At 51.2% G+C, this 25,649-nt stretch carries 23 protein-coding genes and 1 tRNA gene; 6 read left to right on the top strand and 18 right to left on the bottom strand.

Annotation, left to right across the window (positions count from 1 at the left end):
* Positions 1-9 precede the first annotated feature (9 nt).
* The 16 genes from crcB to FC18_RS12380 form a co-directional block, all read right to left on the bottom strand.
* Positions 10-360 carry a fluoride efflux transporter CrcB gene (crcB, locus tag FC18_RS06950; protein WP_054677929.1) on the bottom strand — a complete coding sequence of 117 codons (351 nt, stop codon included), beginning with the start codon at positions 358-360 and terminating at the stop codon, positions 10-12.
* Entirely contained in the window at positions 354-752 is a 399-nt protein-coding gene (locus FC18_RS06945; RefSeq protein WP_054677927.1) for a fluoride efflux transporter FluC, read from the bottom strand. The genes crcB and FC18_RS06945 overlap by 7 nt, the downstream gene beginning before the upstream one ends.
* Positions 749-1,375 carry a sugar O-acetyltransferase gene (locus FC18_RS12390; protein ID WP_056975836.1) on the bottom strand — a complete coding sequence of 209 codons (627 nt, stop codon included), beginning with the start codon at positions 1,373-1,375 and terminating at the stop codon, positions 749-751. The genes FC18_RS06945 and FC18_RS12390 overlap by 4 nt, the downstream gene beginning before the upstream one ends.
* 52 nt (positions 1,376-1,427) lie before the next feature.
* Positions 1,428-2,363, bottom strand: a complete 936-nt coding sequence (locus tag FC18_RS06935; protein WP_056975834.1) for a nucleoside hydrolase — start codon at positions 2,361-2,363, stop codon at positions 1,428-1,430.
* Positions 2,364-2,563: 200 nt separating this feature from the next.
* Complete coding sequence (locus FC18_RS06930) at positions 2,564-3,499, bottom strand: ATP-binding cassette domain-containing protein (protein WP_054677921.1); 936 nt, start codon at positions 3,497-3,499, stop codon at positions 2,564-2,566.
* Positions 3,496-4,581, bottom strand: coding sequence for an ABC transporter ATP-binding protein (locus tag FC18_RS06925; RefSeq protein WP_054677919.1), 1,086 nt, complete (start codon positions 4,579-4,581; stop codon positions 3,496-3,498). Before FC18_RS06925 ends, FC18_RS06930 begins: the two co-directional genes overlap by 4 nt.
* Positions 4,582-4,645: 64 nt before the next feature.
* A complete protein-coding gene (gene oppC / locus FC18_RS06920; RefSeq protein ID WP_082403962.1) occupies positions 4,646-5,635 on the bottom strand; it encodes an oligopeptide ABC transporter permease OppC in 990 nt (329 codons plus the stop codon).
* A 1-nt stretch (position 5,636) separates the two neighbouring features.
* The gene (locus FC18_RS06915) at positions 5,637-7,133 is read right to left on the bottom strand and encodes an ABC transporter permease (protein WP_054677917.1); all 1,497 of its coding nucleotides are present in this window, start codon (positions 7,131-7,133) and stop codon (positions 5,637-5,639) included.
* A 177-nt stretch (positions 7,134-7,310) separates the two neighbouring features.
* Entirely contained in the window at positions 7,311-9,287 is a 1,977-nt protein-coding gene (locus tag FC18_RS06910; protein WP_156660880.1) for a peptide ABC transporter substrate-binding protein, read from the bottom strand.
* A 673-nt stretch (positions 9,288-9,960) separates the two neighbouring features.
* Positions 9,961-10,083, bottom strand: coding sequence for a hypothetical protein (locus tag FC18_RS12385; RefSeq protein WP_263849252.1), 123 nt, complete (start codon positions 10,081-10,083; stop codon positions 9,961-9,963).
* Between the two features lie 224 nt (positions 10,084-10,307).
* Positions 10,308-12,326 (bottom strand): hypothetical protein, encoded by a 2,019-nt coding sequence (locus tag FC18_RS06905; RefSeq protein ID WP_054677914.1) that lies wholly within the window; start codon positions 12,324-12,326, stop codon positions 10,308-10,310.
* A 185-nt stretch (positions 12,327-12,511) separates the two neighbouring features.
* Positions 12,512-12,595, bottom strand: a tRNA-Leu gene (locus FC18_RS06900).
* 83 nt (positions 12,596-12,678) lie between these two features.
* Positions 12,679-14,448, bottom strand: a complete 1,770-nt coding sequence (locus FC18_RS06895; RefSeq protein ID WP_056975829.1) for a helix-turn-helix domain-containing protein — start codon at positions 14,446-14,448, stop codon at positions 12,679-12,681.
* Positions 14,449-14,567: 119 nt separating this feature from the next.
* Positions 14,568-16,274, bottom strand: a complete 1,707-nt coding sequence (locus FC18_RS06890; protein WP_056975827.1) for an LPXTG cell wall anchor domain-containing protein — start codon at positions 16,272-16,274, stop codon at positions 14,568-14,570.
* A gap of 354 nt (positions 16,275-16,628) precedes the next feature.
* Positions 16,629-17,501 (bottom strand): fumarylacetoacetate hydrolase family protein, encoded by an 873-nt coding sequence (locus FC18_RS06885; protein WP_054677904.1) that lies wholly within the window; start codon positions 17,499-17,501, stop codon positions 16,629-16,631.
* Between the two features lie 291 nt (positions 17,502-17,792).
* Positions 17,793-17,915: a hypothetical protein gene (locus tag FC18_RS12380; RefSeq protein WP_268872369.1), complete on the bottom strand. Its 123-nt coding sequence runs from the start codon at positions 17,913-17,915 to the stop codon at positions 17,793-17,795.
* A 558-nt stretch (positions 17,916-18,473) separates the two neighbouring features.
* On the opposite strand from FC18_RS12380, the gene yidA reads away from it, so the two are divergent.
* Positions 18,474-19,283: a sugar-phosphatase gene (gene yidA / locus FC18_RS06880; RefSeq protein ID WP_056975825.1), complete on the top strand. Its 810-nt coding sequence runs from the start codon at positions 18,474-18,476 to the stop codon at positions 19,281-19,283.
* Between the two features lie 145 nt (positions 19,284-19,428).
* Here the strand turns inward: yidA and FC18_RS06875 are convergent, their stop codons facing one another.
* Positions 19,429-20,310, bottom strand: a complete 882-nt coding sequence (locus FC18_RS06875; protein ID WP_056975823.1) for a MurR/RpiR family transcriptional regulator — start codon at positions 20,308-20,310, stop codon at positions 19,429-19,431.
* A 159-nt stretch (positions 20,311-20,469) separates the two neighbouring features.
* On the opposite strand from FC18_RS06875, the gene FC18_RS06870 reads away from it, so the two are divergent.
* From FC18_RS06870 to FC18_RS06855, 4 genes are all read left to right on the top strand, one after another.
* A complete protein-coding gene (locus FC18_RS06870) occupies positions 20,470-21,435 on the top strand; it encodes a Gfo/Idh/MocA family protein (protein WP_056975822.1) in 966 nt (321 codons plus the stop codon).
* A gap of 538 nt (positions 21,436-21,973) precedes the next feature.
* A complete protein-coding gene (locus FC18_RS06865) occupies positions 21,974-22,672 on the top strand; it encodes a sortase domain-containing protein (RefSeq protein WP_054677898.1) in 699 nt (232 codons plus the stop codon).
* Between the two features lie 297 nt (positions 22,673-22,969).
* Positions 22,970-23,479, top strand: a complete 510-nt coding sequence (locus tag FC18_RS06860; protein ID WP_054677897.1) for a hypothetical protein — start codon at positions 22,970-22,972, stop codon at positions 23,477-23,479.
* Positions 23,469-23,657: a hypothetical protein gene (locus tag FC18_RS06855; protein ID WP_054677895.1), complete on the top strand. Its 189-nt coding sequence runs from the start codon at positions 23,469-23,471 to the stop codon at positions 23,655-23,657. Before FC18_RS06860 ends, FC18_RS06855 begins: the two co-directional genes overlap by 11 nt.
* Positions 23,658-23,768: 111 nt before the next feature.
* Here the strand turns inward: FC18_RS06855 and FC18_RS06850 are convergent, their stop codons facing one another.
* The gene (locus tag FC18_RS06850; protein WP_225353684.1) at positions 23,769-24,269 is read right to left on the bottom strand and encodes a pyrophosphohydrolase domain-containing protein; all 501 of its coding nucleotides are present in this window, start codon (positions 24,267-24,269) and stop codon (positions 23,769-23,771) included.
* Between the two features lie 169 nt (positions 24,270-24,438).
* On the opposite strand from FC18_RS06850, the gene FC18_RS06845 reads away from it, so the two are divergent.
* Positions 24,439-25,623, top strand: a complete 1,185-nt coding sequence (locus FC18_RS06845; RefSeq protein ID WP_054677893.1) for an amidohydrolase — start codon at positions 24,439-24,441, stop codon at positions 25,621-25,623.
* Positions 25,624-25,649: the final 26 nt, after the last annotated feature.

Genomic DNA, 25,649 nt, shown 5'->3' with positions numbered 1-25,649 from the left:
CTTCGCTGACTAAAGATTTCGGCCCGCCAGCGCGCCAAACATCACTGCTAGCACGCCACAGACAGCCGTACCGACATAATATAAGCAAGCTGCTACGTGTCGTCCATTGCGCCACAAGCTGGTGGTGTCAGCCATGTAGGTGGAAAAAGTGGTGTAGCCGCCGCACACGCCGGTCAGCAGAATCGTGGTAACCGACCCGGAAAATAGCGTCATGCTGAGGGCGCCGGCGATGAAAGCACCACTTAAGTTAATTAAAAACGTCGCCAAGGGCAATTGTGGCCACAACCGTTTACCTAAGTTGGTTAACGAATAACGCAGCATGGCCCCACAGCCAGCACCAATCGCAAGCAAAATCACCATCCGCGCCGCCACCTCTCACCAAGCTGGCCCACCCAGTAACCGCCAACCGACGCCAGCAGACCCAGCAATAGGTTCAGGGCAAAAATCGCGCAGGCAAGAATCGGTTCACTGCCTACGTGGCGCACCAAATTCAAGCCAAGTGTCGAGAAGGTCGTAAACGCACCGACAAAGCCCGTGCCCAGCCCCAGAATCAGCCAGTCGGGCACGTCATAACGCACCGCGATGCCATACGTGATGAACGTCAGCAGGAAACTCCCCACCACGTTCACGACGGTGGTGCCGAGCATGGTGTGCGCGTCATTGATCCACATACTGAGACCGTAGCGGGCAATGCCGCCGAAACACCCGCCAAGGAACACGGCGAGGTAGTTGCGAAGCACTGTCCCTTTCATTCCGCCGTTCCCCGCTCCCGCCGGTAGGCTGCTGCCTCATCGCGCCAGTACTTGCGGTCCGCAGCGTTAATCTTACGCAGCACGCGCGCCGGGTTGCCGACCGCGACCACGCCGTCCGGAATATCCTTGGTCACCACCGCACCAGCGCCAATAACAGAGTTGCTGCCGATGGTGACCCCGGGCAGCACCGTGACGTTGCCGCCCAGCCACGTGTTGTCCCCAATCGTGATGGGCGCGGCGAATTCAAGCAGCGAAATCCGCGTCTGGGCGTCGATGGGGTGCCCCGCCGTCAGCAGGTTGACCCGCGGACCAATCTTGACGTTATTGCCGATAGTGATCCAATTGGTATCGAGGAAAACGGCGTTCACGTTGCAGTAAAAATTATCGCCGACGCGGATGTGCTTGCCGTAATCAACGGCAAATGGGGGCTGCACGAAGATATTCTTGTGTTCGCCCTGGAAAATCTGTTCTTCCAGCGCAAGAATCCGCTCGGTCTGGTCAATGGGCGTCTGGTTAATTTGCTGGACAATCAATTGCCCCGGAATCTCGCGGTTTGCATCCTGAATCCGGTCTGTGATGTACAGCTTACCCGCCAACATCCGTTCATATTCTTCGTCCGCCATAATTGCCTCCTAAATAAAAACGCGACCGACCACAAGTGGCGGCCGCGCGATTTTAACCTTTAAGTGTATCGAGTTTACCCAACAAGACCCGCTGGAATGCCGGCAAATCAACTTCATTGAGCATGTACACCGCGTTATCCGCGTCGATGTGCGCGTCGGTGCAAATCGTCTCGCCGTTACCTGCGCCCTTACCGCAATCGACGTCGACCGTCACGAACTTACCGCCGAACAATTCAGGGTGGGTCAAGTAGATGATGGTGACCGCATCGTGAATCGCCACGAGCGGTTCTTCTTCATTACCCGGTACGTTCGCGTAGAAGCTGAGCATCTGGCCGTACGCATTCTTAATCGGGTCCGTATCCGCGAGCAAGGCGGCAATCTGCGGCTTGGTCAGCCCGCACTGGAGTGTAATGTCCAGTCCGCACATGACGGTCGGAATCCCCGAGTGCAGCACAATCTGGGCGGCATCGGGATCGGCCCAGATGTTGAATTCAGCCTTATCGGTCACGTTCCCACCAATTGACGAGCCGCCCATGAACACGATGCGTTCGATGCGTTCGCGCACATCGGGGAAGGTCTTCAGTAGGAGTGCAATGTCGGTGAGTGGACCGGTGGGTACCAGCGTGACCTTCTGCTCGGCAGGCAGTGACAAAATGCTGACGGCCATGTACAGCAGCCCGTTCTTTGCGGCGACCGTCTTCGCCGTCGCGGGCGCCGTGAAGTGGCCCAGGCCCGATTCACCGTGGAATTCGGCCGCATCCGCAACCTTCTTAATCAGCGGTTCGCGCGCCCCACGCACAACGGGCACGTCGTCCATCCCCAGCATAGCGGACAACCGCAATGCGTTGCGCGTCACCCGGTCGCTGCTCTGGTTCCCAGAGACCGCCGTGATGCCGAGCACGTTAAGCTCATCGGAACTTGCCGCCGCCATCGCGAAGGCAACTGCGTCATCAATGCCTGGATCTGAATCTAACCAAATGTTCTTCATGTTGTCCCCTTCTGCGTGGCCTGGCAATCAGTTGCCCGGCAAAATGAATATCCGTTCATTATAGCAAAAAAACAGCGGGCAAAGCGCACCCACTGCAACATCCGTTAATCTTTTTTCGTTACGCACCAATAATTCGTGCCATAAAAAAACCGCGCACTCACGTTTACGTGAATGCGCGGTTTTTCGCTCATCTGCTTAACCTACTTGATGATTTCCTTGTAGTGCGCAGTCTCTTCTTCGTTAGCGTAGATGAAGTGACCAGGCTTGATTTCAACCATCTTCGGCTTGTCGGTTTCGTAGTGGTGCTGGCTTGGATCGTACACCAGCAGCTTCTTCTCGCGGGCAAGCTTCGGGTCAGGCACAGGCACAGCGGAAAGCAGCGCCTGCGTGTATGGGTGCAATGGGTTCGTGAACAGCTCTTCAGTTGGCGCGATTTCGACAATTCGGCCGGAGCGAATAACGGCGATACGGTCGGAAATGAAGCGGACAACAGAGAGGTCATGGGCGATGAACAGGTACGTGGTGCCCTGCTCACGCTGGAACTTCTTGAGCAGGTTCAGAACCTGTGCACGGATAGAAACGTCCAGCGCGGAGATTGGTTCGTCCGCCACAACCAGGTCGGGTTCCATAACCAGCGCACGGGCAATCCCGATACGCTGACGTTGGCCACCAGAGAATTCGTGGGGGTAACGGTAGAGGTGTTCTGGCAGCAGCCCAACTTCCTCGATAATCTTACGGACCTTCTGCTGGCGGTCGTCTTCATCCTTGTACAGGTGGTAGTTGTACAACCCTTCAGAGATGATGTAATCAACGGTGGCACGTTCGTTCAGGGAAGCAGCAGGGTCTTGGAAGATCATCTGAATCTTCCGTTCAATCTCGTGCTTCTCCTTCTTCGGCATCTTGCCGTTGATGATGTTCCCTTCGAAGTCGATGGTCCCCTTGGTGGTCTTGTTGATCCCCAAGATGGCACTACCAATGGTGGTCTTACCGGAACCAGATTCACCTACAAGGGAGAAGGTTTCACCCTTGTAGATGTCGAAGTTGATGTCGCGCGTGGCAACGAAGGCGTTCTTACCTTCACCGTACGTAATCTCAACATCCTTGAGGGAGATCAGTTTCTCACGTTCTTCTGTCACTTGCGCTCACCTCCTACGATGTCGGCAGTCTTCACTGCTTCGTGCTGTTCAACCATGCGTTCGTGCAGGTTCTGAATCAATGCGGGCTTCTCAGTCTTAGGTGCCCGAGGGTCGAGCAACCAAGTCTTCGCATAATGCGTGTCGGTAACCTTGAACATTGGTGGGTCGGCCTTGAAGTCAACCTTCATGGCGTAAGGGTCACGAGGGGCGAAGGCGTCCCCCACAATGTCGTGGTACAGAGATGGTGGCGTGCCGGGGATAGAGAACAGTTCCCCACCCTTCGTTGCCAATTGAGGCAGCGAGGACAGCAGGCTCCAAGTGTACGGGTGACGGGGATCGTAGAAGATTTCGTCACAAGTACCGTATTCGATGATACGACCTGAATACATTACAGCAATCCGGTCAGCGATGGCGGCCACAACGCCCAGGTCGTGCGTGATGAAGATGGTAGTGAAGTGGAACTCTTGGGCCAGTTCCTTGATCAGGTCAAGAATCTGGGCCTGAATCGTAACGTCCAGCGCGGTGGTTGGTTCGTCACAAATCAGGATTTTCGGGTGGCAGGCCAGCGCAATCGCGATAACGATACGCTGCCGCATGCCCCCGGAGTATTCGAATGGGTAGTCGCTGTAACGGTCTGCAGCATTAGGAATCCCGGTACGTTCCATCAGTGAGATGGCCTCGGCCTTAGCTTCCTTCTTCGACTTCCCTTGGTGCTTGATAATAACTTCAGCAATCTGGGAGCCAATCGTCTTGATTGGGTCAAGTGAGGTCATAGGTTCCTGGAAGATTGTGGCAATTTCCTTACCACGAATCCCTTCCCAGTCCTTGTCCTTCTTGAGTTTCTCCAAGTGCTGTCCATCGTAATCGATGGTCCCGTTTGGAATGTAACCGTTGGATTCCAGCATCCCGGTGAACGTGCGGGTGAGCACGGACTTACCAGAACCGGATTCCCCAACGATGGCCAGTGTCTCGCCTTCGTATAAATCCATAGAAACGTGGTGAATTGCCTTCAGCGTACGCCCACGAACCTGGAAGTTGACGGACAGGTCATCGACTTTAAGAATTGTCTTTTTATCTGTCATAGTAAAGCCTTCCTTCTATCATAGTCGAGCTCCGCGAAACCAGGGTTTTGCGTGCTCTTCTTAACTACATGTGCGTACGAGGGTCAGTTGCGTCGGCCAAGTTCTGCCCAACAACATATACTGGCACGGTAATAAGCAGCAGGGCTGCAACTGGAAGCCAGAACAGGTATGGGAACGTGGTCATGTACGTGGAGTACTGAGAAATTAACCGCCCAAGTGATGGCGTGTTGGCACTGAGACCAACGCCAAGGAAGGAAAGAAATACTTCAGTGGAGACGAACCCTGGCAGTGACAGAGAGATACTTGTTACCAGGTAACTCGTCAGGTATGGCAGGATGTTCCGCGTGATAATCTTCGTAATAGGTGTCCCCAAAGTCCGGGATGCAACGTTGTATTCACGTTGCCGCTGAATCATAACTTGGACACGAATCCCATAAGCGGTCCCAATCCAAGATGTGCAGTTCATAGCGAAAATCAGGTTCCAGAAACCGGCACCGAAACTGTAAGACAGCACGATGATAATCAGCAGCTGGGGAATGTTGGAGATAACGTTGTAAACTTCCAGCATAATCCGGTCCATCTTCGGTGAAACACCCCAGAATGCACCAACCACAGTCCCAATTACGGTTGTGATAACCGTAGAAATAACTGAAATGGACATTGAGGTCTTAGCACCAGCCCAGATAGCGTCGAACAGTGACTTACCATCGCCATCAGTCCCAAACCAGAACTTGGATGAAGGTGGGTTAAACCGAGCTGCAAAGTCGTTAATCCCAGCTGTACTGTTCATGTCATAGCCAGAGAATGATGGCTGAATGAAGGCCATACCTAAAACTGCGATTAAGATGACCAACATCACAATCGTAATCTTGTTCGAGAAGAACTTACGAGCCACCTGTGGCCAGTAAGCGTACTTCGGGGTGTCAATAACTTCAGATGCTAATTCATCCAGACTAACTGGCGTGAAGTCAGTATCGAACACTTCAACTGGTGCAGCTGTTTCAGCAGTTGCCGTCTTTGGTGCTTCTTGTTTTGATTTCTTAAAAAGGGCCATGTTAGTCATCTCCTGACGCTGAAAGTTTGATACGTGGATCAACGGCGGCCATCAGCAAGTCACCAAGTAATACAGAAAGGACAGCAATTGTGGTAAAGATGAATACCAGACCAATAACAACCGAGTTGTTGTGAGCCGTAATTGAGTCTGGGAGCATCTTCCCCATCCCAGGCATCGCGAAGATTTCTTCAGTCATCGTTGCCCCACCAATCGTGGCAATGATAGAACCTGGAATCCCGTTAACGATAGGAATGGAAGCATTCTTAAAGATGTGCTTCGTGTAAATTTCGTTTTCGTTGAGACCCTTGGCCTTAGCAAACTTAACGTAGTCGGAGCTCTGCTGGTCAATCATGAAACGACGGAACCAGAGGGCAAGACCGGAAACCATCAGCAGACCCAAAATGACACTAGGCATTACCCATGAGGAAATGGCCGAAGCACCATTGGTTGGGAATGAATCTGGCAGCTGGAAGACTGCTTGACCGATGAACCGGAACACGTAGATGAACGCCAGTGATGGGACGGCGATGAACAGCGTGATAACACCAGTACCAATACGGTCAAAGAGACGGTTTTTGTACCGCGCCATGAAAATCCCAAACGGAATTGCCAACAGGTACTGAATCAAAATCCCTACCAGACCGGCACGCACAGAGGTCCCAATCATAGAAGGATCTTGATATGACTGATCGGTATCTGTGTAGTCATCCTGGTAAATAGCCTTTTTACTAGAATCCTGCTTGGATGGTGTCTGGTACTGACGCGTGTACACATCATCGGAGTTGTTAACGGTCTTGCCGTCTTCACCGGTAAATGTGACTGACTTAGCCTCACCTTGACCACCACCAATAACAGAAGAAACTGGCAAATTAGCGTACGTTGGGTATGACGTCCCAAGGTTGAATTTAATGATGTTCTGGTGAATGTATGGGAATGAACCGTTGAAGTAAATCTGGTAACGGTACTTAGTCCCTGAACCAACTAGGGCCCAACCAACAGTTTCATCGTGTTCAATCTTCAGGTACCGCTTCAGGTTTGGGTTCTTCTTGTCGTGAATTGCCCATGGGTTGTCAACCTTAATCAAACCACCGTAAAAGCGGCTCAGGCGTTCCCAGAGTGGAAGCTCTCGCACAGCATAGTAGTCTTTGCTCTGCTTGAACTTCTTCAACTCATAACCGTGCTTACTCGTCCATGCAGCAAAAGCTTTTCTGTTGGCTTCTGTGTGCGCTGTAGTAATAGTTGCCTTTGGATTTGCCTTCTCAACCTTAGTCATAAGATCACGGGTATTGAGGTAATCGAGGTAGTTCATCTTTTCAAAAGCGTTGTTCTCGTACTCAGTCAGTTTATCGGGTGAGGACTGCAGCTTGTTGACGTTGGGGTCTTCCTTGAAGACGTCACGACGTGGAACAAGTGAGTAAATAATGATGAAGGTAGCAGTCGTTACGAGGAAAATACTGACAATTGAGCGCAGAACACGAAAGAATACGTATTTTTTCATGTAGTTGCCCCTTTCTTTTATCTTGCCCAGATGTGACAAATAGTGACACAATAAGTTTCAACTTTGTGACGCTTTTTCCGCCACTATTTTTGATATGGAAAAAGGACTAGCAACGTAGCGCTAGTCCTTTTTCACACCACTCTAAGCTTAGAATGTCCGGTTTATATTCGTACCGACTTACTTGTCAGCTTCAGCGTTGAGCTTGTTAACCTTCTTGGTCCAAGCTGCCTTAGCAGTCTTGTATTCAGCAGCCGTTGTGGTGTCCTTCTGAACCTTGAGGTACTTGTATGCGTGCACAAGGCCAGACTTGCCGTATGCAGCGGTCTTAGGAACAACCTTTGTAACGGTAGCGGAACCACCCTGTGAGTATACAGGGAACTGCCAGCCCTGAGCCATCATGTAAGCTTCAGCCTTAGCGAATGCCTTGTAACGAGCGTTCGTGTCAGTCTTGATAGCTTCAGCCTTAGCCAGGAGCTTAGCGTATTCGTCAAAGCCAGCCTGCTTCTTGATGGAAGCGGATGGGTCCTTGCCAGCGACGTTCTGTGTTGCTTCCATACCAAGAGTCCGGAGCATAGAACCGGTTTCTGGGTTGTAGATTTCCAGGTACGTTGATGGGTCAACGTAGTCAGGACTCCAACCAGAAGCGTTAGAGATATCGAAGTCAGAAGCAGCACCAGTAGTTGCAGCGTAGGTAGCAGCCAGGTATGCATCTTCTGGGAGGTTCTGAATGTCAATCTGAACGTTCTTCTTGCCGAGGACGGTTTCGATAGAGCTCTTGAAGGACTTAGCCTGGTTGAGAAGCATAGACTGCTTTTCGTCCTGAGGCAGGTCGAGCTTGATTGGGAAGGAAACCCCTTCCTTCTTCAGTTCCTTCTTAGCCTTCTTGAAGAGCTTCTGTGCCTTGGACTTGTTGTAGAATGCATCCTGCTGGTCGGAAAGATCAACGTTCTTGAATGCTGTTGGGTTGTCCTTGGACAGGTCCTTCTGAACGAAGTCACCGTAGTCCTTACCGTTGATAGATACGAACTTAGGTGGGGTCAATTCGTTACGCATGCGCTTCGTTGCAGCATCCTTACCAGTCTGCTGAGCGATGTAGGAAGTACGGTCGAAGGCAGCCTGAATTGCGAGACGGAAGTCCTTGTTCATGATTGCCTTGTGCGTGTCAGACTTCTGCTTGGAAGTCGTCTTAGAAGTATCCTTGAATGAACGACGGTTGAAGTTAAAGGTAAAGTTGTACGTGGACTGGTCTTGATCGGTCCAGATAATGTTCTTACCATTTTCCTTCTGAACGGTTGCCCAAAGTGGGGATGTTGGGAACACAGTAGCAGCACTGAGTTCACCCTTCTTGAACTTCTTGTAGTATGCGTCTGAGTCAGAGCCATCGTCGAACGTCATCTTGATATTGTTCAAGTGAACATTCTTCTTGTCCCAGTAACTCTGGTTCTTCTTCATCTGAATTGTTGACTTGGATGTGAAGTTGGACAGAGTGAAAGGACCGTTGTACAGGATGCCATCTGGCTTTGCCTGACCGAACTTGGAGCCCTTAGATGCAAGGAACTTGGCCTGCACTGGGAACATAACCCCGTATGTAAGCTTGGAGTTCCAGAAACTTTCTGGAGCATTCAGTGTGTACTGAATGGTGTAGTCGTCAAGGGCCTTAATACCAACAGTGTTGAAGTCCTTGGTCTTACCGGTAACGTAATCGTTCAAGCCCTTGATGGAACCCTGAACAACGTACAGTGTTTCTGACTTTGCAGCAACCGCGTGCTTCAGACCAGTAACGAAGTCCTGAGCCTTAACGTCACCGTGACTGTTACCATCAGAGTCGACCCACTTAACACCCTTACGGAGTTTGTAAGTGTAGGTCTTGCCATCTTTACTTACCTTCCAAGACTTAGCAAGGTCATTCTTGAGCTGACCGTACTGATCCCATTCGAGGAGTCCGTCTTCGAAGTTAGAGTAGATGTCACTGTTGGTTGCACGGGAAGAAACCGTGTAGTCAAAGTTATCTGGGTCTGTTGAGAATACAGTTTTATATGTATCCACAAGAGTCTGCTTCTTGGCTGTATCGCTGGACTTGCTGTTACCACAAGCTGCGAGCAGCGTTGCAGTAGCAAGTGCTGCTACAACTAAGCCTTTCTTCTTCATCTTCATAAACATAAGCCTCCAACCTATGAATTGTTTATCTTCTCGCTACCGCTGACCGGCTTAAGAAGTTATCTAGATTATACGAAGATTAAAAAGCCGTGTCAACGGAAAATAGTCTAATTTTCGTCGCAAATCCAAAAAAAATTCACTTTTGGGGCATTAATCGTTCCTGAACTGGCGGCTTTGAATCCGTTTTCGATAACCAACTATGACTCAGTGCTTGCGTAGTAGAATACAAGTACGGTCAGTGCAATATATCTCTCATGTTACGGTGTCGGCCGACAAACGCCGATTTAACGGCATCCGCGCTGTATGAAGTTCGCCTTACCACCTCTAATCAGGAGTTTTTGCCGTGCGTTTGCTCTCATATTTCTATCACAAATTCGCATTTTCCCGGGCACCTAGAATCCGAACACAAAAAAATTTCAAAAAAATGAGTGTCACGCCCAATTTTTAATTTTCGTCGCAAATCTGAGCAAAATTACGGTGAAAAATAAGCATGGGCCCGAATTATGGGGTGAACATCTCATTTTGTGCTTAGATTTTGCACAAAATTGCCGATTTGTCTTTGGCTGTTGCTTCGTTCTTTCTTAGTTGACCCACATTTTCGCGTTCGTCACACAAAAAAAAGAGCCGCCCGACTGGACGACTCCCCATTATCTACTATTCAATGAACAAGTTACTTGGTTAATGCTGCGACGGCTTGTTCCACTGTGGTGCCTTTGCCCACGTGGCTGTGATCCTTCGCATCGATAGCCATAAACATTTGCGACTTAAGATCTAGTTGCAGTGTGTATGTCATAGTATATACCTCCATCTTCTTGGTTCGTGATGGTCTTAATGGTAGCGAATATTAGTTAGTATACAGCTTACCAAAAATAAGTCAAGTTTTTGCACGCATTTGTTTGCTGCGTGCAGAGATTCTTACAAATTTGCTGATTTCTTCTATAATAGTGCCTAAATGACGGTGGGTTAAAACCAAAACGGTCCGCGCAACTTCTACTTGCGCGGACCGTTAATTGCTATTTAAGCTTCTGCAGTTGACTGGTAGGACTGAATGAGTTCCTTCACCTTGTCGAGCTGGCTTTCGAAGATGCGGAACTGCTGCTCGCCGATCTCGTAGTCCGGCTGGAATGGCTTATCAACACGGGTGATCATCACGGCGCGCTGACGGAAGTCACTGATAGTCCGGTTTGCCAGACCATCGAGCAGTTCGGACTGGCTGTCTTGGAGCCAGTTCGTAACCGTCGTGGACAGACCCTTGAGCCGGCTACGAACAGCCTCGAGCTGCTTACCACCAAGACCCATAGACTGGGCCTCGATGATGGTTTCGCGCAGGTCAACCGTGTAGTTGAATGCACGGGACATCGGCTTGTCTGGCGTTGTGGTTTCGGCAGCAGGCTCAGTGTAGCTGTCCTCACTGGCAGGCTTGAAGTCGCCAGTGAAGGTCTGCGCTTCATCCTTGAGCCGCAACAGACGCAGACCGGAGTAGAATGCGAACCGGCGTGCGTTGCCCAGTGGGTCGTCGAGAATTCCCGCAACGGGCGCAAAGGTGCCAATCTTGTCGGCGTCTTCCACGTAGGCGTAGTGCGCCACGAAGTCTGCAAGCTGCAGGCCCTTCTGTGCGCGCGAGTCGCCATCCGTGATGTGGAAGGAGCATGGCTTCTTGCCGGAGAGACGGAAGTAAACGCCCAGCAGCTTTTCCATCACGCGCTGTGCTTCTGCTGGCAGCTTGTTCGTGCGGTCGATGACAATCTGGAACTGCGTGGTTTCTAGACCGTTGCGCTGCATCATTTCAATCGCCCGAATCAAAGCTGAAACGTACGGGAAGATGGTGACGGTCGTGGAATCGTCATCCGTAACTGTAATCATTGACGGCACAGTTGTGGTGCGGAACGTGAACATGCGGATGTCATCGTTCTGGGAACCTGCCAGGATGCGCTTAACGTTCGCGAGGTCCTTGCCGGCCGCCTTGACTTCATCCCCCGGTGCCCAACCGAATGGGTACAGGGTCTCAGTGAATTCCTTGAATGGCATTACACCAAGTTCCGTTGATGCGAGCACCATGCCGACCGTGAATGGCTTCTCGGGCATGCGGCCAAAGGATTCGTCCACGTAGATCCGCAGAGGGTTTGGCTCGCGCTTGACGGGCGTCCGCGCACCGCTTGGGGTGATGGTGTTGTTTGGCTGGGACTGCTGCTGAGCCTGCTTTGGCGCCGCAGCTGTCTGGGCGTTGTTGTTTGCTTCAGCCTTCGCTGCCGCCTGTTCAACGTTCTTCTTTGCCTCAGCCTTAACTGCCGCCTGTTCAACGTTCTTCTTTGCCTCAACCTTAGCTGCACGGTCTTCCTGACGCTGACCCTGCTGCTGGTTCTGCGCCTGCTTGTTGTCCTGGTGCTTAGGTGCGTTATCCTGGGCCTTGCTTACAGTCTGCTGCTTAGCTTGCGGTGCATTCTGCTTGGGAGTGTCAGTTTTAGCCTGCTGTTGTGGCTGCTTTGCCGGCTGCTTCTTAGCGGTCTGCTTGCGGTTTTCAGCTTGCTTGTTTGCACCCTTGACCTCAGTCTTGGCTGACTTAGCGGTTTGCTTGGACTGCTTTGCCTGTGCGTTTTCCGCTTGCTGCTTAGCATTTGGCTTAGCTGGCGCCTGCTTTTCGGTCTGCTTTGTCGCGTTCTTGTTGTTACCAGCCTGCGCAGTCTTTTCTGCTTCTGCCTGCTTAGCTGGTTCTTGCCTGCCGCGCTTGCGGGACTTCGGTGCCTGCTTTTCAGCCTGCTGATCCTGCTTGTCGCTCTTAGCTGGCTGCTTTGCTTCAGTCTGCTTCTTCGCGCGCGGCTTCCGTGCTGGTTTCTTCGCCGCCTTTGCGGGTTCTTGGTGCTCTGCAACGTACTTCTCAATCCGTTCACGCGTTAAAATTGCTGCACGGGAACGCAATGCCAAGTAGTTGCGCACACTAGATGAGGAAACCTTCAAGTCCTCCGCAACGTCCTGGGGACTAATCCCGTCGCGCTGCATGATTGCCTTCAATGTTGCAATTAGTGTTGGCCAATCCATGAGTTAAATCCTCCGATTATTAAATTGATTATTGTTGTCCCAAAACGCATGGAGCGCATTTTCAGGGTTCTAACACATGTACTAGGTTTAAAGCTAAACCTCAGTCTTTCAATTGTGTACATGCAACATGCTGCGGCAGAAAAAAAGGGGGAAACGTTGATACTCAACGTTTCCCCCGAATTTAGTGCCGCAAACAGGAGTCGAACCTGCACATGGTTTCCCATACAGCGACCTGAACACTGCGCGTCTGCCAATTCCGCCATTGCGGCAACAACACTATTATTTATAACAGAATGGTGGCCGAAATGCAAATTTGTGGCTGGCGGGCGGTTGAAGGCCTGCGTTACCCTAACTATTCGGGTAACGCGCCGGGAATAAGACTGAAAACTCCGGGCATGTTGACTCGCTGCAACGGCATCGTGTATTTAGCATCCGCCCGCAGATACTCCGCGTACTGCTGCGTCGTCAACCTTGTCGGGTCAAGCAGTGCATCTGCCATGAGTTTTGCCAGCATAAGCGTCCGATTACCCATGGTTGGTGATGGGAGATCGGTTAATTTGGCCAGAAAATCGACCAAACGCTGTCCATTCGTCAAATCGTGTGTGTGCACTACACTATCTGCCAAGGGAATAACAAGCTGGTTAATCATATACATCTTCGTATAGCCAGCTGCATCAATCCGTTGTAATGCATCCAAGATGAGCGGAAACCGTCCACTGCCATGATTGGGTTCATATAGTATTACAGCAACGTTAACATCTATCGTGTGTATCGCGTTAATCTTACAAATGCGCTTGTAATAGCGATTCTCAAGTGCTGTGTTGACTGCGTTTCCCGCTAGCAGGCTAACAGCGTACTCAAATTCATCGCGCAAATCATCGATGAAAGGAGACGTTATCTTATCCGCCAAGCGCTCCAGTATCGTTCTAACCCGATTTACTCTCTCGTTTATAAGCGCAAATCTAAGCGCAAAATCGTGAATTTCATCCATGTAATCATAGAGGAGATTAATATCGCTATTAATTATGGAAATATTTGAGTAGTCCATCAGCAGTAATGCCGAACTCCGCATTAAGTTGGTTATCCCGGGAGTAACATTTTCATTTTCAACCCGCAACTGTGAAGACTTAGACCAGGCCACCGCCGCTTGATTCAAGCTGAATCCCCGAATACGCCGAAAAAGTGCGATTTTTTTACCCTCGGACATATCGTTAACACTGATAAGATTCGGATCTGGTACGTGTAACTGCTGGCGCCAACCCGTGGTGCCGTTTGTGAATAGCCGCCAGACTGTTGCAAGATATGCACTTAACCGTATGCTACCAAGCAAACGTATGCCATCAATGGCCGCCTTCACCTTGGCTTCGCGTGCACGAGTCTGCTTTTTATTCCATTCGTAAACTAGCAGACCAAATTTGAGCAGTGGATAATTCTCAGCTGTGTAATACGTCTTTTCATCATCCTGCATCAAGTCCTGCGCAACCACCGCACTTGCTGCTGCGACATCAGGAACATCACGCACGTTGGCGTAGATGAGCACCCATGCAGTTGCAATCGCTTTGTACAGCACATTTGGCCCTACAATTGCCTGTGCGTACTGCCACACAGCGCGAATGAAGTCAACGCTGCCAAAGCGCAGGCAACCGGTAATGACGGCATACTCGAAGGTGCCCCAGGTGTTGGGGTAAGCTAACAGCTCAATGAGGCGCTGCTCGGTCGCTGCGGGCATGCGAAAATCCGCATCAGGAGCCAGCGCGCACATTGCCAGCACCTCATCAACGATTGGTAACAGCGGATTGTGCTCTTCCTTGGCGTGTGCCACAGCATAGTCAGCGCGCATCTGCTGGAGCGTATCTGCATCCATGGCAAACATAGCGTCAATGGCGTCACGGGGAAACGTGTACGGATTCATACGTTGATAGTTGGCAAGATCTGCACCGACGATGCCCAGATTCAACATGATGGCAGTGAGGTGATCCCCACGAATGTCTGTCTCACCACGTTCAAACCGCGACAGGGCTGCCGGTGAAAAGTTCTTACCGGCCACCTGTGTCAAAGTGTAGCCACGGTCTTTGCGCACCTGGCGAAACCAGGCACCGAGGTGGTATATGTCGTTATCCATGTTCGTCCTCCAATCTGTTGCTGCTAAACTTATTTTACGCTGCTGCGCATGGTTCTGCAGCCAAACTATGTAAGCCGGACACCCATAGTAATTGGTGTCCAGATTTTGCCGGTTGCTTATTAATTAATGTGCTTGTTCCGCGTAACGGCCAGACCGAATAGCGCCATGATGGTGGCGCCGATTCCGGCCAAGCTGAGCGTCAGGTTTTGCGTGTTGCCGGTTTGCGGGTAGGACTTCGCTGCAGAGTGCTTGGTGGCGGTATGCGACTTCGCTGCTGGTACTTGCGCCGTTACTGGGACAGACGTGGTTTCAGCAGGCCTGCTTGGTTGAGCATCGGTACCTTGGTCGCCGGTCGTTGGCTGCGTCGTGCTGTCTGTGTCGTCCGTGCTTGGCTGCGTCGTCTTGGTGTCTGTGTCGGCGGCGACTGGCTTGGTTGCGGTGTCCGTGTCACCAGTCGTTGGCTGCGTCGTGGTGGTGGTATCAGTGTCATCAGTTACTGGTGCCTTAGTCAGTCCTGCCACGGCCGTTTTCAGTGTCGCAACCGCCTCGTCAACCTGACTCTGCGTTGCGTCGGTGTTAGCGTTGACCTTCATGCCGGCGGTGATTGCTGCGTTCACTGGCGCCACGCTGGCAGGGGTGTATTTGTCAGCAGCCTTAATCGCATTCTGGGCAGTTTGCAATTCAGCTGCCAAGGCGGTCTTGTCGGCTGCCTTGACCAGTGCCGTGATTGCAGACTTCAGGGCAGTTGTTGTGGCATCGACCTGTGCTTGCGTTGCATCGGCATTTGCCGCGGTTGTTTCGGCTGTGCTCAGTGCTGCCTGAGCCGCCTTACTTGACGTCGCGGTGTACGCAGCAGGGTTAACTAGAGTGGATTTGGCCGCGGTGACTGCTTGTGTGAGTGCGGACTTATCAACCGCAACCGGTGTTTCGGCCTTAGCCTGAGCAATCAGTTCATTAAGTTTGCTAGTCTGTGCGTCCACCCGCGTCTGCGGCGTGCTCAAAGTATCCAGCGAATTCTGCCCGGCAGCGATGTATGTTTGCAAGTCCTGCTTCAAGCTGGCTGAGACTTGGCCCGCATCCACATATTGCTGCGCCGTCGCCATTGCCGACTTTAGTGCATCTTTGTTAACGATGTCGGAATCTTTTACCAACCCATTAATGGCGCTGGTTAGCTCGTTTGCGGCCGTATCGACCTCAGCCTGGGTGGCGTCATCGTTGCTGTCAACGGTATTCGCATTCTTCACGGCTGCGTTGAACGGAACCAGTGTGGCCGTAGTGTACAGTGGCTTGTCTACCGCATCTGCCTGGGTAAGTGCGGCTTCAAGTGCCGATTTATCGATTTTTGCCGGTGCAACGTACGGGGTATCGATGGCGATGTACTGGTCGGCATTATCGATATATTGATACAATGCCCAAACCCCTGCTTGCGGAATGTTAGTCTGCTTGGTGACCGTCGTTAAGGTGATGTACTTATCCGGCACAAAACCGAAGCCGAAAGCACTAGGCACACCAACTTCAAGGTGCAAGTCAATGTAAAAATCGTTTTTCTTCGCGTCACTACTGTCCGTGAGTCGTGATTGACTGGCAACCGGCGTGCCCTTCTTGTACACATAACCCGTCGCTCCGACCAGATCTGTGTTTAGCACCCCATTTTGAACCCAGGCCTGATCAGCGGGTAAGTAGCTTGCCGCCGCCACGGTCTGTGGCGTTGCCCCCGTCCGGTTCGCGATTGCGGGCGACACACCAAGCACAATGGCCGACGCCGCCACAGTTGTCGCCACGAATAGCTTCCGACTCAAATGAATTTCGTAATTCTGCTTCTTCATGATTGTTGCCTCCAAATAATTGCTGCGTTACCGTTGCGATACCCCACCCCGCACGTTCCGAGTTGCAGCCAATTTGCAGACAACAAAAACTCGGCCGGTCTAACTTGAAATAACAGGTTAGACATCAGAGTGACGATTAGTTGAATCTGCATGGATATCGTTCCATATCTGCAAATTCTTCTGTATCGTGTTTTTCTCTGAAACTCGGCCGAGTTTTATAAAAAAGTATATAGGTATCCACGCCAATTAAATCACACTGTGTGGGGGAATTCAAGCGGAAAATGATATATTTGTAAGCGGACACGCCAAAGAAAAAAGCCCTTCCGCGATGTTACTCGCTAAAGAGCTCTCTAGTCACACGGTCACCGGTTCCTGCGCCTCTGTGCTTTCATTATTTATCAATTCATGACCATTCATGATAAAGCTAGAGGTAACACTGCCCAGTCCATCAATGTGTGAGTCAACAATATCGTCCGCCTTGAGGTACTGCTTCGGCGTGTGTGCATAGCCGACGCCACTTGGAGTACCCATGAAGATCAGGTCACCAGGCAACAAGGTTACCGCCTGCGACAGATATTGAATTACTTGTGGCGCTTGGAAAATCATCTGCTTGAGCGCCGCGCCCTGCTTCCGCACACCGTTAACGTGCGTTTCTAGGCGCTGTGCCTCGATGCCGTCCGTCAGTTCATCTGGTGTGGTAATCCACGGGCCGGTTGGTGAGAAACGAGGGTATGACTTACTCAGCAGCCACTCGTCCTGTTTCTCGAGCATGCGATCCGTCAAGTCTTGGCCAACCATGTAACCAAAAATTGAATCGCGGGCGCTGCGCAAGTCACATTCGTGCACGCGCCGCCCAACAACGACAACCAGCTCGGTTTCCCAATCGACCGTGTCACTCGGCAGCGTAACTTGCGGCCGTGGTCCAGTGATGGAGCTGCTGGACTTACTGAAAATCACGGGCATATCGTTCTTGTGCAACTGCCGTTCAAGCACGTGGTCCGCGAAGTTCCCAGATAGGGCAAAAACTTGGTGGGGCAAACGAATCGGGGCCTGCAGGCGTGCGGGCAGGAGCTTCTCTTTGTAAGTTGCTTCCTGCGCAAGTCGGGCAAGCTCTTGGGGATGATGCAATAATGTTGTTATATTACGCGCATCGATTTTGGTCCCCTTCACCTGATTATTTGCCGGTTGAACAAAATATGGTTGATTCTGATACATTGCTAAACGCATGAAATCCCTCTCCCTTATTCTGTATTCGTACACCTATATTTTAGTTCTCTTTTTGCATAAATGCCATTACAGCGCGGGTACAGTGTTAAATATATTTATATTGGTTTGCGGAAGTTGAACTTTTCAAAGAGCTTAGTCACGCCAAAAGCTTACTTACATGGTAATTACCCATGCCACAACTTTTCGTACTGTCCACATTATTTTTTCAAAACAAAAACCGTCACGGGCAATGTTGATGGATTACAACATCGTCCGTGACGGCTAGAATTGAACGGCAACTACTCGCGTTAATTAACGCAGAGCCAGAGCGCTTGGGTGACGCAGTGCGTTTGGTGTCTGCGCGTCATCGATCATCTCATCGCCTGCGATAATAACAGCTCCCAAAACTACAACAGCGACTACTGCCAACAACATGATAATTTCCTCCTTGAAGCCCGTTCCAGCGGGCTTACGTACACGCGAATTTTTGAATTAAAATTGCAGATATCTCACTTGCTTGGTTATACTAACGCCGGCGCGCGGGCACAACAAGGTGGTTGTGCTAAATGTTGGCTAATAAAATCCGAACATTTTTTGCCGGTTTTATGTGGGCAAAGGTGACGGATTCTAATACTTGGAAAGGCTTTCGTTCAGTCTGATTGGGGTGCGTAATTGTGACAAATTCGCTTTCGTCACGCGTCTAAAATCAGGCATAAGTTTATTAATGCTAATAGACAGCGGGTTTCATGAATTTCCGTACGCACGGCCACCCAGTTTTGTTCACCCATTGCAAACGCCATTCCATTAGTCGCAAACAATGTCACACTAGTCGCACGCCTGCCCAGCCGCCGCAAAATTAACAAAGATTAGAAGCGCCCGCTTTTGTTTTAATTTTTGCCCCCTGCTTGGCCGCAAAAATGCGCTACAATGTAGATGTACGCGGTTACCAATTTGCCTTTAACCGCCAATTACACATTAGACTGGAGCAAAATTATGGCCATTAAACTCATCGCAATCGATTTGGACGGTACTCTATTAAACGCAAATCACGGACTCAATCCCGCCACCATCGCGGCAGTTAAGGACGCCAAGGCAGCCGGAATCAAGGTCGTTCTGTGTTCTGGGCGGCCACTAACCGGCGTGAAATTGTACCTACCCGAACTAGGACTGACCGAACCCGGCGACTTCGCCATCTCATACAACGGCGCCCTCGTTCAGCACACCGACACGGGCAAAACCGTGCTGTCCGAGTCGCTGAGTTACGCCGAATACCGCAGCATCGAAGAGCTTGCCCGCACCATCGGCGTTCACGCCCAGGTGCTGGATGATGCGCACTTGTACACGGCCAATGCCGACATCTCGCGCTACACCGTCCGCGAATCATACCTCGTCAACATGCCCCTGTTCTACCGCCACGCCGATGATTTTCCAACTGACAAGCAGTTCGCCAAGGTGATGCTGATTGATGAACCGACCGTGCTTGATGCGGCCATCAAACACATTCCAGACGAATTTTACCGCGATTTTTACATCGTGAAATCTGAGCCGTTCTTCCTCGAATTCATGGCTGCCAAGGTGAACAAGGGCAACGCGGTCACCGCCCTGGCGGAATACCTCGGATACTCCATGGATGAGGTCATGGCCATTGGCGACCAGGGCAACGACCTGCCGATGATCAAAGCCGCGGGTACTGGGGTTGCGATGGGCAACGCACTGCCGGAGGTGAAGGCCGCAGCGCAACACGTTACCGCCACGAATGTAGAAGATGGGGTGGCGAAGGCGATTCGGGAGTGGGCACTGTAGAACTGTTTTATCGCCGTCACGAAAATCGAACCACATCGTTCTATAGGTAGAACGCGAATTGAAATAACTCTCACCCGGACGTGACGGGTGACCGTCACCGAAAAGGAGGCGTGGTTGCAATCTTGCAACCACGCCTCCTTTTAATTTACCCTTCCTGCCCGTGCTTACCCCCATCTTCCGCCAGCAACCCCGTCGTCAAACTCGCCTGCCGCTGCTTCAACGCCGCTAAATTGCCGTTGTAGTCATGGGCATAAACCCCAGCAAACAGCACCGTCAACAGATATTCACACGCTACTTGCGATGCAATCGTCCCCATCTTGAGGTAATCGTACTCATCCCCGGACACGTCCAGACACACCGTACTCAACTGCGCCATATCTGACTCCGGCCGGCCCGTAATCAGAATTGTCGGCACCTCGCGCTGCTGCATGTACTCCAGCACCTGGGCATAAATCCGGTACCGGCCCCGATAACTCACCATCAGGACACAGTCGTCCAGCGTAACGTTGGTTGAATTCCACCCGCTTTCGCCCAATTGGTCCGCAAGTATGGGGTAAATATCAATTTTGTTGAGCTTGTTGGCGAATTCTTGCACCAGCAGACTTGAATCGCCGTGACCGTACAGAAAAATGCGCCGCGCGTGGATCAAGGTCTGCACCGCCGTCACCAGCGCGGGCATATTTAGCCGCTCCTTCGTATTGGTAATCGCCCCAATGCTGAGCGTGGCCAGCTTGTCGGTCGCTTCACGCAACGTATCGCGTGCAGAAAACGGAAAATTCGCGTCGTCAATCGTAACCGTCTGCGCGTTTAATTCCTGGATTAACGCAATCGTGAATTCGCGATAACCCTTAAAGCCAAGTTTTTTGCACAACCGCACCACTGCTGAATGTGAACAATGTGCGCGGTCTGCAAGCTCCTGCATGGATAATCCCGGCACCGCGCGGGGATCGGCCAAAACGGTTGCCGCAAGCGCCACATCAGTTGGCGTGTAGCCCACTGCCGCCCGCAATTTTTCCGCAATTAACATCGGCATGTCCTCCTGAACATTTTGTTTAATTATAACGCGATTTTTGAACAAAAATCTAAACAAACGCAACGGAATCAGTATTTTTACAGGCAAGAGCTACTCCATTTGCTATCCTAATCGTGTTGAAACGTTGAAGCACAAATTTCGGAGGTTAAGCGCATGAAATTAGCAATTATTGGTGCTGGCAAGATTGTCCAAGACTTCTTAACGGTAGCTGGGCAAATTGACGGATTGGAACTGACGGCGATTGCGGGTATGCCTAGTGACGCCGCAGCACTGGATGCGTTGCAAGCCAAATACGGCATTGGCAAAACTTACACGGACAGCACCGCCGCCATTAACGACCCAGACGTCGATACCGTGTACGTTGCCGTGCCGAATTCGCTGCACTTCGCTGTCAGCAAGCAGGCTCTGCAAGCGGGCAAAAATGTCATTTGTGAAAAGCCATTCGTCCCAACGCGTAAAGAAGCTGAAGAACTCAAGGCACTGGCGGATCAGCACAACCTCATTCTGGTCGAAGCTATCACCAACCAGTACTTGGAAAACTTCGCGGGCATCAAGAGTGCATTAAGCGGCATCGGCACTCCCCGAATCGCCGAATTCAACTACTCCCAGTATTCCTCCCGTTATGATGCCTTTCGTGCCGGTACTGTACTGCCCGCCTTCGATCCGGCCAAGGGCGGCGGCGCGCTGATGGACCTGAACATCTACAACATCCACATGGTCGTCGGTTTGTTTGGCAAACCAACTGTGGTGCACTACCTGCCCAACATGCAGCGCGGCGTGGATACGTCTGGCATCCTCACCCTGACCTACCCGCACATGCAGGCGGTCTGCATCGCGGCCAAGGATGCTGGTGCCCCCGTCCGCAGCATGCTCGAGGGTGAGGACGGAACGATTGTCATCGACGGCCCCACCAATGAGCTCCAGCAATATGAAGTACAGCAGCGCGGGGCCGACAACCACGTATACCGCCTTAACCAAGCCAGTCACCGCATGGTTGCCGAATTCACCCGCTTCGTGCAGATGATTGCTAATCACGACACCGGCGCTGCCAACGAAGCATTCACCCACAGCACCGACGTTCTTGATGTTTTATCCGCCGCGCGCACATCGATTCAGTAGTAAGTCAACTTAGAGGCACTCGGACACGACCATCGCCGTCGTTTCTGAGTGTTTTTTCGTCTGTACGCCACCGAAAACTCATATTCGTCAGAAATAAAAAAATATTTTAAAAAATTTTTCGGCCATTTTGGGGCTAAAAACGGCCATTTTGCGGCCGATTCATAGCTACGATAAGAGATTGCTAACACATCGATAATTCGTCATGACGAAATAAAACAACGAATGACCATTTCATAAAATAACATCCGGTTACGTTATCAATGCCCGTCCCACCCGATGTGATGTTCTTTTAACCGGCAGTAAATCTTCGTTCAGCAATTGATGTTATCCGTTATATAAGTAATCGATGATAGTGTGGACCGGTTAGCACAAACGCCTATAGACCGCTATTTGACGCCATTTTGGCTTTGTTCACGGGCTTGCACATTCTAGAAATGAGCGTAATATACAAAGTGTTGAGAGCGATAGTGCTGGGGAGCACGGGTCATCGCGATCATGTTACGTTTTGGGGAATTGTAAGTTTAAGGAGAAACTATTTATGAAAATTAAATATCGTTTTGCTGTAGCGCTGGCTGTTATTGCGGGGTTCGGTGGCATGTTCGGAATGAACAGCCAAACCACACAAGCGGCCACGGCGAAGGATGTTGCGACGGTCACTGCTAAGAAGACGACCATCTACCGCACAGCCGGAGCAAGCAAGACCAAGTCAACTCTGAAAAAGGGCACTCGCCGTAACGTTTCCTCAATGAAGACCGTCCGCGGCGTCACCTGGTACCACGTCGGCACTAGCCAGTGGGTCAAGTATTCAGACGTTGCGGTCAAGACCGCGAAAACCATCAGCAACGGTTACGTTACCTTCCTTGGTAGGACCACTAAGGTTTCACTCGGGAACACGATGGTTAACACGGCACCAACTGGTAACACCGCGCAGACATGGGGCGGTCAGGCCACCCTTTCCACACGGGATCACAAGTCGACACACATTATCGGCCACAACACTTCGAACTTCGGTAAGATTACCAAGCTCAAGGTTGGCTCAGCGATTACCGTGAAGGATGCTTCCGGGCACAAGAAGACTTACCACGTTAAGTCATACAAGAACGTGACGGACTTCGGTTTCGTCGCTGGTACCCGCAAGTACGTGTACGGCACGATGGTTTCCGCCAATCAGGGCGAACAAATCGTGTTGCAGACCTGCATCTCCCGCACTGTTAACCGCGTTGTGTGGGCTAAGTAATCAGTTCCAAGTAATAATTAGGTAAGTTTAGTTCATCCTGCTGGGGAGCTGGATGATAGATATAAAACAGATTCATAGTTTTGGGGGACCGGCTGGGGAGCCGGTCATTTTTTTTGCTCGCATACATATGTAACTGAACACAGGAGTCATAGCAAACAGAAGATTAAGTTGAGCGAGCAATAATGCCGCGCGGAGCTCGTGCTATTTTTTTGGCAGAAAATTGAAAAAGTTTCGGGGGTTTTACGCCGGATTGCGCAATCTATATATAGACGATATATTGCGAAAGGTGGCCCTACCATGTCAATTTCAACTTCCCCGCTTCGTCTTCACATAAATGAATATAAAACCGGAAAAGAAGTTAAAGTCAATTACCATAAAATAACCATTACCAGTCCACATGCAGACAGCCTACACAAGGCGGGTTGGCTCTTTAATTGGTCGTTAACTGCAGGTACAACAGTAGTTGCAATCACATTACCTGGGTCGAACGAATTTCAAGGATTAGTGTCATACGATAACGATGACAATTTCGTAAATCTGGATTTAATCGAGTCTGCGCCTTATAATAGGGGCAAGAATAGACGCTTTTACGGGGTCGGCCGTGCCCTATTTGCCATTGTTGCCCAAGCAAGTTTTGATTATGGTGATGATGGTTTCATTTTGCTAAAACCAAAAACGAGGGTGCGTGAACATTTCAGCACGGATATGGGTGCCAAGGAAATTGGTAATGGTAAACAATATATCGACACTACAAGCGCGATTCAATTGTTAAACACTTTTAAAGGAGATGACTCCAATGGCAAATAAGGTTGACGATATTCGGCTTGATGACTTAATCGATGCAGAAAATCGCGCAATTATCGCAGCTGGTGGTCCAAAGCCAATACCGGAAGCAGAAATGGTCAAAATTCGCCGGGAAATTACGCGCATAAAAGCCGAACAAAAATGTGGTAATCAATCATCACTTGCACAAGCAAAGAATTGATTGACGCGGAACCACTACACCAGACTTGCAAAGTGCCCTACAATCGTTAGTTTATATCTAACAATTGTAGGGCACTTATCAATAGCTATGAGTTATTTACTATTTTCAATCCTACCGTTCCCCCTGCCGCGCAATCTCCTGCGCAATCAGCGGCTCCGGCTGGTACTGTGCCGCCCACGACGCCGGCTTCAGCACCTTCCCCGTCACTGGGTCGCGATGAGCTTGCCCATCTGGAAACAGTTTGTGCATGTTCGCCGCGTGAATAGTCGCCAGAATGTTGTCGGGATCCACGCCCATCAGCACGTAACTGCCGAACGTGAGGTACGCGATGTCGCCGAGCGCGTCAGCCTGCTGCACAATTGGTGGGTAAACGCTCGGCTGCTTGCGCAAAATTTTCGTTTTGGCCATCTGCAGGCGCGCTTCAACTTGCGCGAAGGTCGCCTCAATTTCATCTGGCGTCTGGCAACCAATCGTCGCCATCTCCGTGAGTTCTTCCAGAATGAAGCCTACCCGGTCGACCAGGTTCTCGTGATCCAATGCCGTGGGCGTTGCCGGCTGGCGGTCATCGAATATTTTATGGAATTCTGCCGATTCGTTGTACAAGTTTTGCAAAATACGTCTCTCCCCAGTTCGTTTTCGTTTAGTATACACGCGAATAATTGCGCCGGCTATTATGTAGATGAACAAGAGACGAAAAGCGCTTGGTTTCATAGCGCAAAGAGGCCTAGACTAAAGATAGAATGTCTCGCTGCGCAAAATCGACTACGAAAGGAAAACCATCATGACCAACACATCAACGTTAATGTCCCGACTAACTGCCGCTGAACCCGAAATCATCGCAATTCGTGAACACCTGCACGCCCACCCTGAGGTTAGCTTCCAGGAGCACGATACGGCCGCGTACATTAAACAATGGTACCAGCAGCTGCACATGACCACCCGCGACTTTGGGGACGGCTACGGCTTTGTTGTGGACATCGACTCGGGTAAGCCGGGCAAACACCTAGCCCTGCGCGCAGACTTTGACGCCCTCGCCGTCCAAGAAGGCGGTGATTTGCCGTTCAAGTCCCAGAACCCAGGCGTCATGCACGCGTGCGGTCACGACGGGCACACTGCCTACCTGATGGTCCTGGCCCGCGAGCTGTATGCCACCCGCAGCGAGTGGTCCGGCACGGTGCGGATTATCCACCAACCGGCCGAAGAAGTTTCCCCCGGCGGCGCCAAGTCGATGCTGGCAGACGGCGTCCTGGACGGCATTGACGCGGTCATCGGTGCGCACGTGATGAGCAACATGCCGGTGGGCACCGTTGGCTACCACCTGCACGAAACTCAAACCGGCCGTGCCAACTTCACACTCACCATCACTGGGCACGGCGGCCACGCATCCATGCCGCACCTGGCCAACGATGCGATTGTCGCCGGCAGCTACTTTGTCACCGCCCTCCAAACCGTCGTTTCCCGCCGCATTGATCCGTTCGATACCGCCAGCGTCACTATCGGCAGCTTCGACGGTGCCGGTTCGTTCAACGCCATCAAGCAAGCCGTCACGCTGAAGGGCGACGTGCGTGTGATGAAGGAAAGCACGCGCAAAACGATTCGCGAGCAGATCACCACGCTCGTCCACGGTCTGGAGACCATGTTTGGCGTCAAGGCTGAGCTTAATTACGACGATAACTACCCCGTGCTGGTGAACGACCCCGCAATTATGACCCCCGCTGCAGAAAGTATTGCCGCAGCGGGGGTGGCCAAAGTCTTTGATTGCGGTCCCCAAGACCCCTCCGAGGATTTCGCCTACTTCGCACAGGCCAAGCCGGCCGCATTCCTCTACATCGGCTGCGCGGCAGACGATGGCCAGAGTCACCCCCACCACAGCCCCGACTTCTTCATGGACGAACGGGCCCTGCTGATTGCGGCCAAGGCGGTGGGGACGGCGGCGCTGAACTACCTGAACGGTGAAACCAAATAACCTAACTGCAGCAAATTTTAACTCAC

Source organism: Lacticaseibacillus sharpeae JCM 1186 = DSM 20505 (genome assembly GCF_001436225.1).
Taxonomy (GTDB): Bacteria; Bacillota; Bacilli; order Lactobacillales; family Lactobacillaceae; genus Lacticaseibacillus; species Lacticaseibacillus sharpeae.
The sequence above is the reverse complement of the archived record's forward strand: the minus strand, read 5'-3'. Positions and strand labels throughout refer to the sequence as shown.

Coding starts and splice junctions, on each gene's coding strand:
- FC18_RS12380 (WP_268872369.1), bottom strand. CDS start 17,915: ATGTTGTTGGCAGTAGTCGCTGTTGTAGTTTTGGGAGCTGTTATTATC.
- FC18_RS06870 (WP_056975822.1), top strand. CDS start 20,470: ATGAAATTAGCAATTATTGGTGCTGGCAAGATTGTCCAAGACTTCTTA.
- FC18_RS06860 (WP_054677897.1), top strand. CDS start 22,970: ATGTCAATTTCAACTTCCCCGCTTCGTCTTCACATAAATGAATATAAA.
- FC18_RS06885 (WP_054677904.1), bottom strand. CDS start 17,501: ATGCGTTTAGCAATGTATCAGAATCAACCATATTTTGTTCAACCGGCA.
- FC18_RS06905 (WP_054677914.1), bottom strand. CDS start 12,326: ATGGATTGGCCAACACTAATTGCAACATTGAAGGCAATCATGCAGCGC.
- FC18_RS06935 (WP_056975834.1), bottom strand. CDS start 2,363: ATGAAGAACATTTGGTTAGATTCAGATCCAGGCATTGATGACGCAGTT.
- FC18_RS06865 (WP_054677898.1), top strand. CDS start 21,974: ATGAAAATTAAATATCGTTTTGCTGTAGCGCTGGCTGTTATTGCGGGG.
- FC18_RS06910 (WP_156660880.1), bottom strand. CDS start 9,287: ATGAAGATGAAGAAGAAAGGCTTAGTTGTAGCAGCACTTGCTACTGCA.
- FC18_RS06845 (WP_054677893.1), top strand. CDS start 24,439: ATGACCAACACATCAACGTTAATGTCCCGACTAACTGCCGCTGAACCC.
- FC18_RS06855 (WP_054677895.1), top strand. CDS start 23,469: ATGGCAAATAAGGTTGACGATATTCGGCTTGATGACTTAATCGATGCA.
- FC18_RS12390 (WP_056975836.1), bottom strand. CDS start 1,375: ATGGCGGACGAAGAATATGAACGGATGTTGGCGGGTAAGCTGTACATC.
- crcB (WP_054677929.1), bottom strand. CDS start 360: ATGGTGATTTTGCTTGCGATTGGTGCTGGCTGTGGGGCCATGCTGCGT.
- FC18_RS06875 (WP_056975823.1), bottom strand. CDS start 20,310: ATGTTAATTGCGGAAAAATTGCGGGCGGCAGTGGGCTACACGCCAACT.
- FC18_RS06895 (WP_056975829.1), bottom strand. CDS start 14,448: ATGGATAACGACATATACCACCTCGGTGCCTGGTTTCGCCAGGTGCGC.
- FC18_RS06925 (WP_054677919.1), bottom strand. CDS start 4,581: ATGACAGATAAAAAGACAATTCTTAAAGTCGATGACCTGTCCGTCAAC.
- FC18_RS06945 (WP_054677927.1), bottom strand. CDS start 752: ATGAAAGGGACAGTGCTTCGCAACTACCTCGCCGTGTTCCTTGGCGGG.
- FC18_RS06890 (WP_056975827.1), bottom strand. CDS start 16,274: ATGAAGAAGCAGAATTACGAAATTCATTTGAGTCGGAAGCTATTCGTG.
- oppC (WP_082403962.1), bottom strand. CDS start 5,635: ATGGCCCTTTTTAAGAAATCAAAACAAGAAGCACCAAAGACGGCAACT.
- FC18_RS06915 (WP_054677917.1), bottom strand. CDS start 7,133: ATGAAAAAATACGTATTCTTTCGTGTTCTGCGCTCAATTGTCAGTATT.
- FC18_RS12385 (WP_263849252.1), bottom strand. CDS start 10,083: ATGACATACACACTGCAACTAGATCTTAAGTCGCAAATGTTTATGGCT.
- yidA (WP_056975825.1), top strand. CDS start 18,474: ATGGCCATTAAACTCATCGCAATCGATTTGGACGGTACTCTATTAAAC.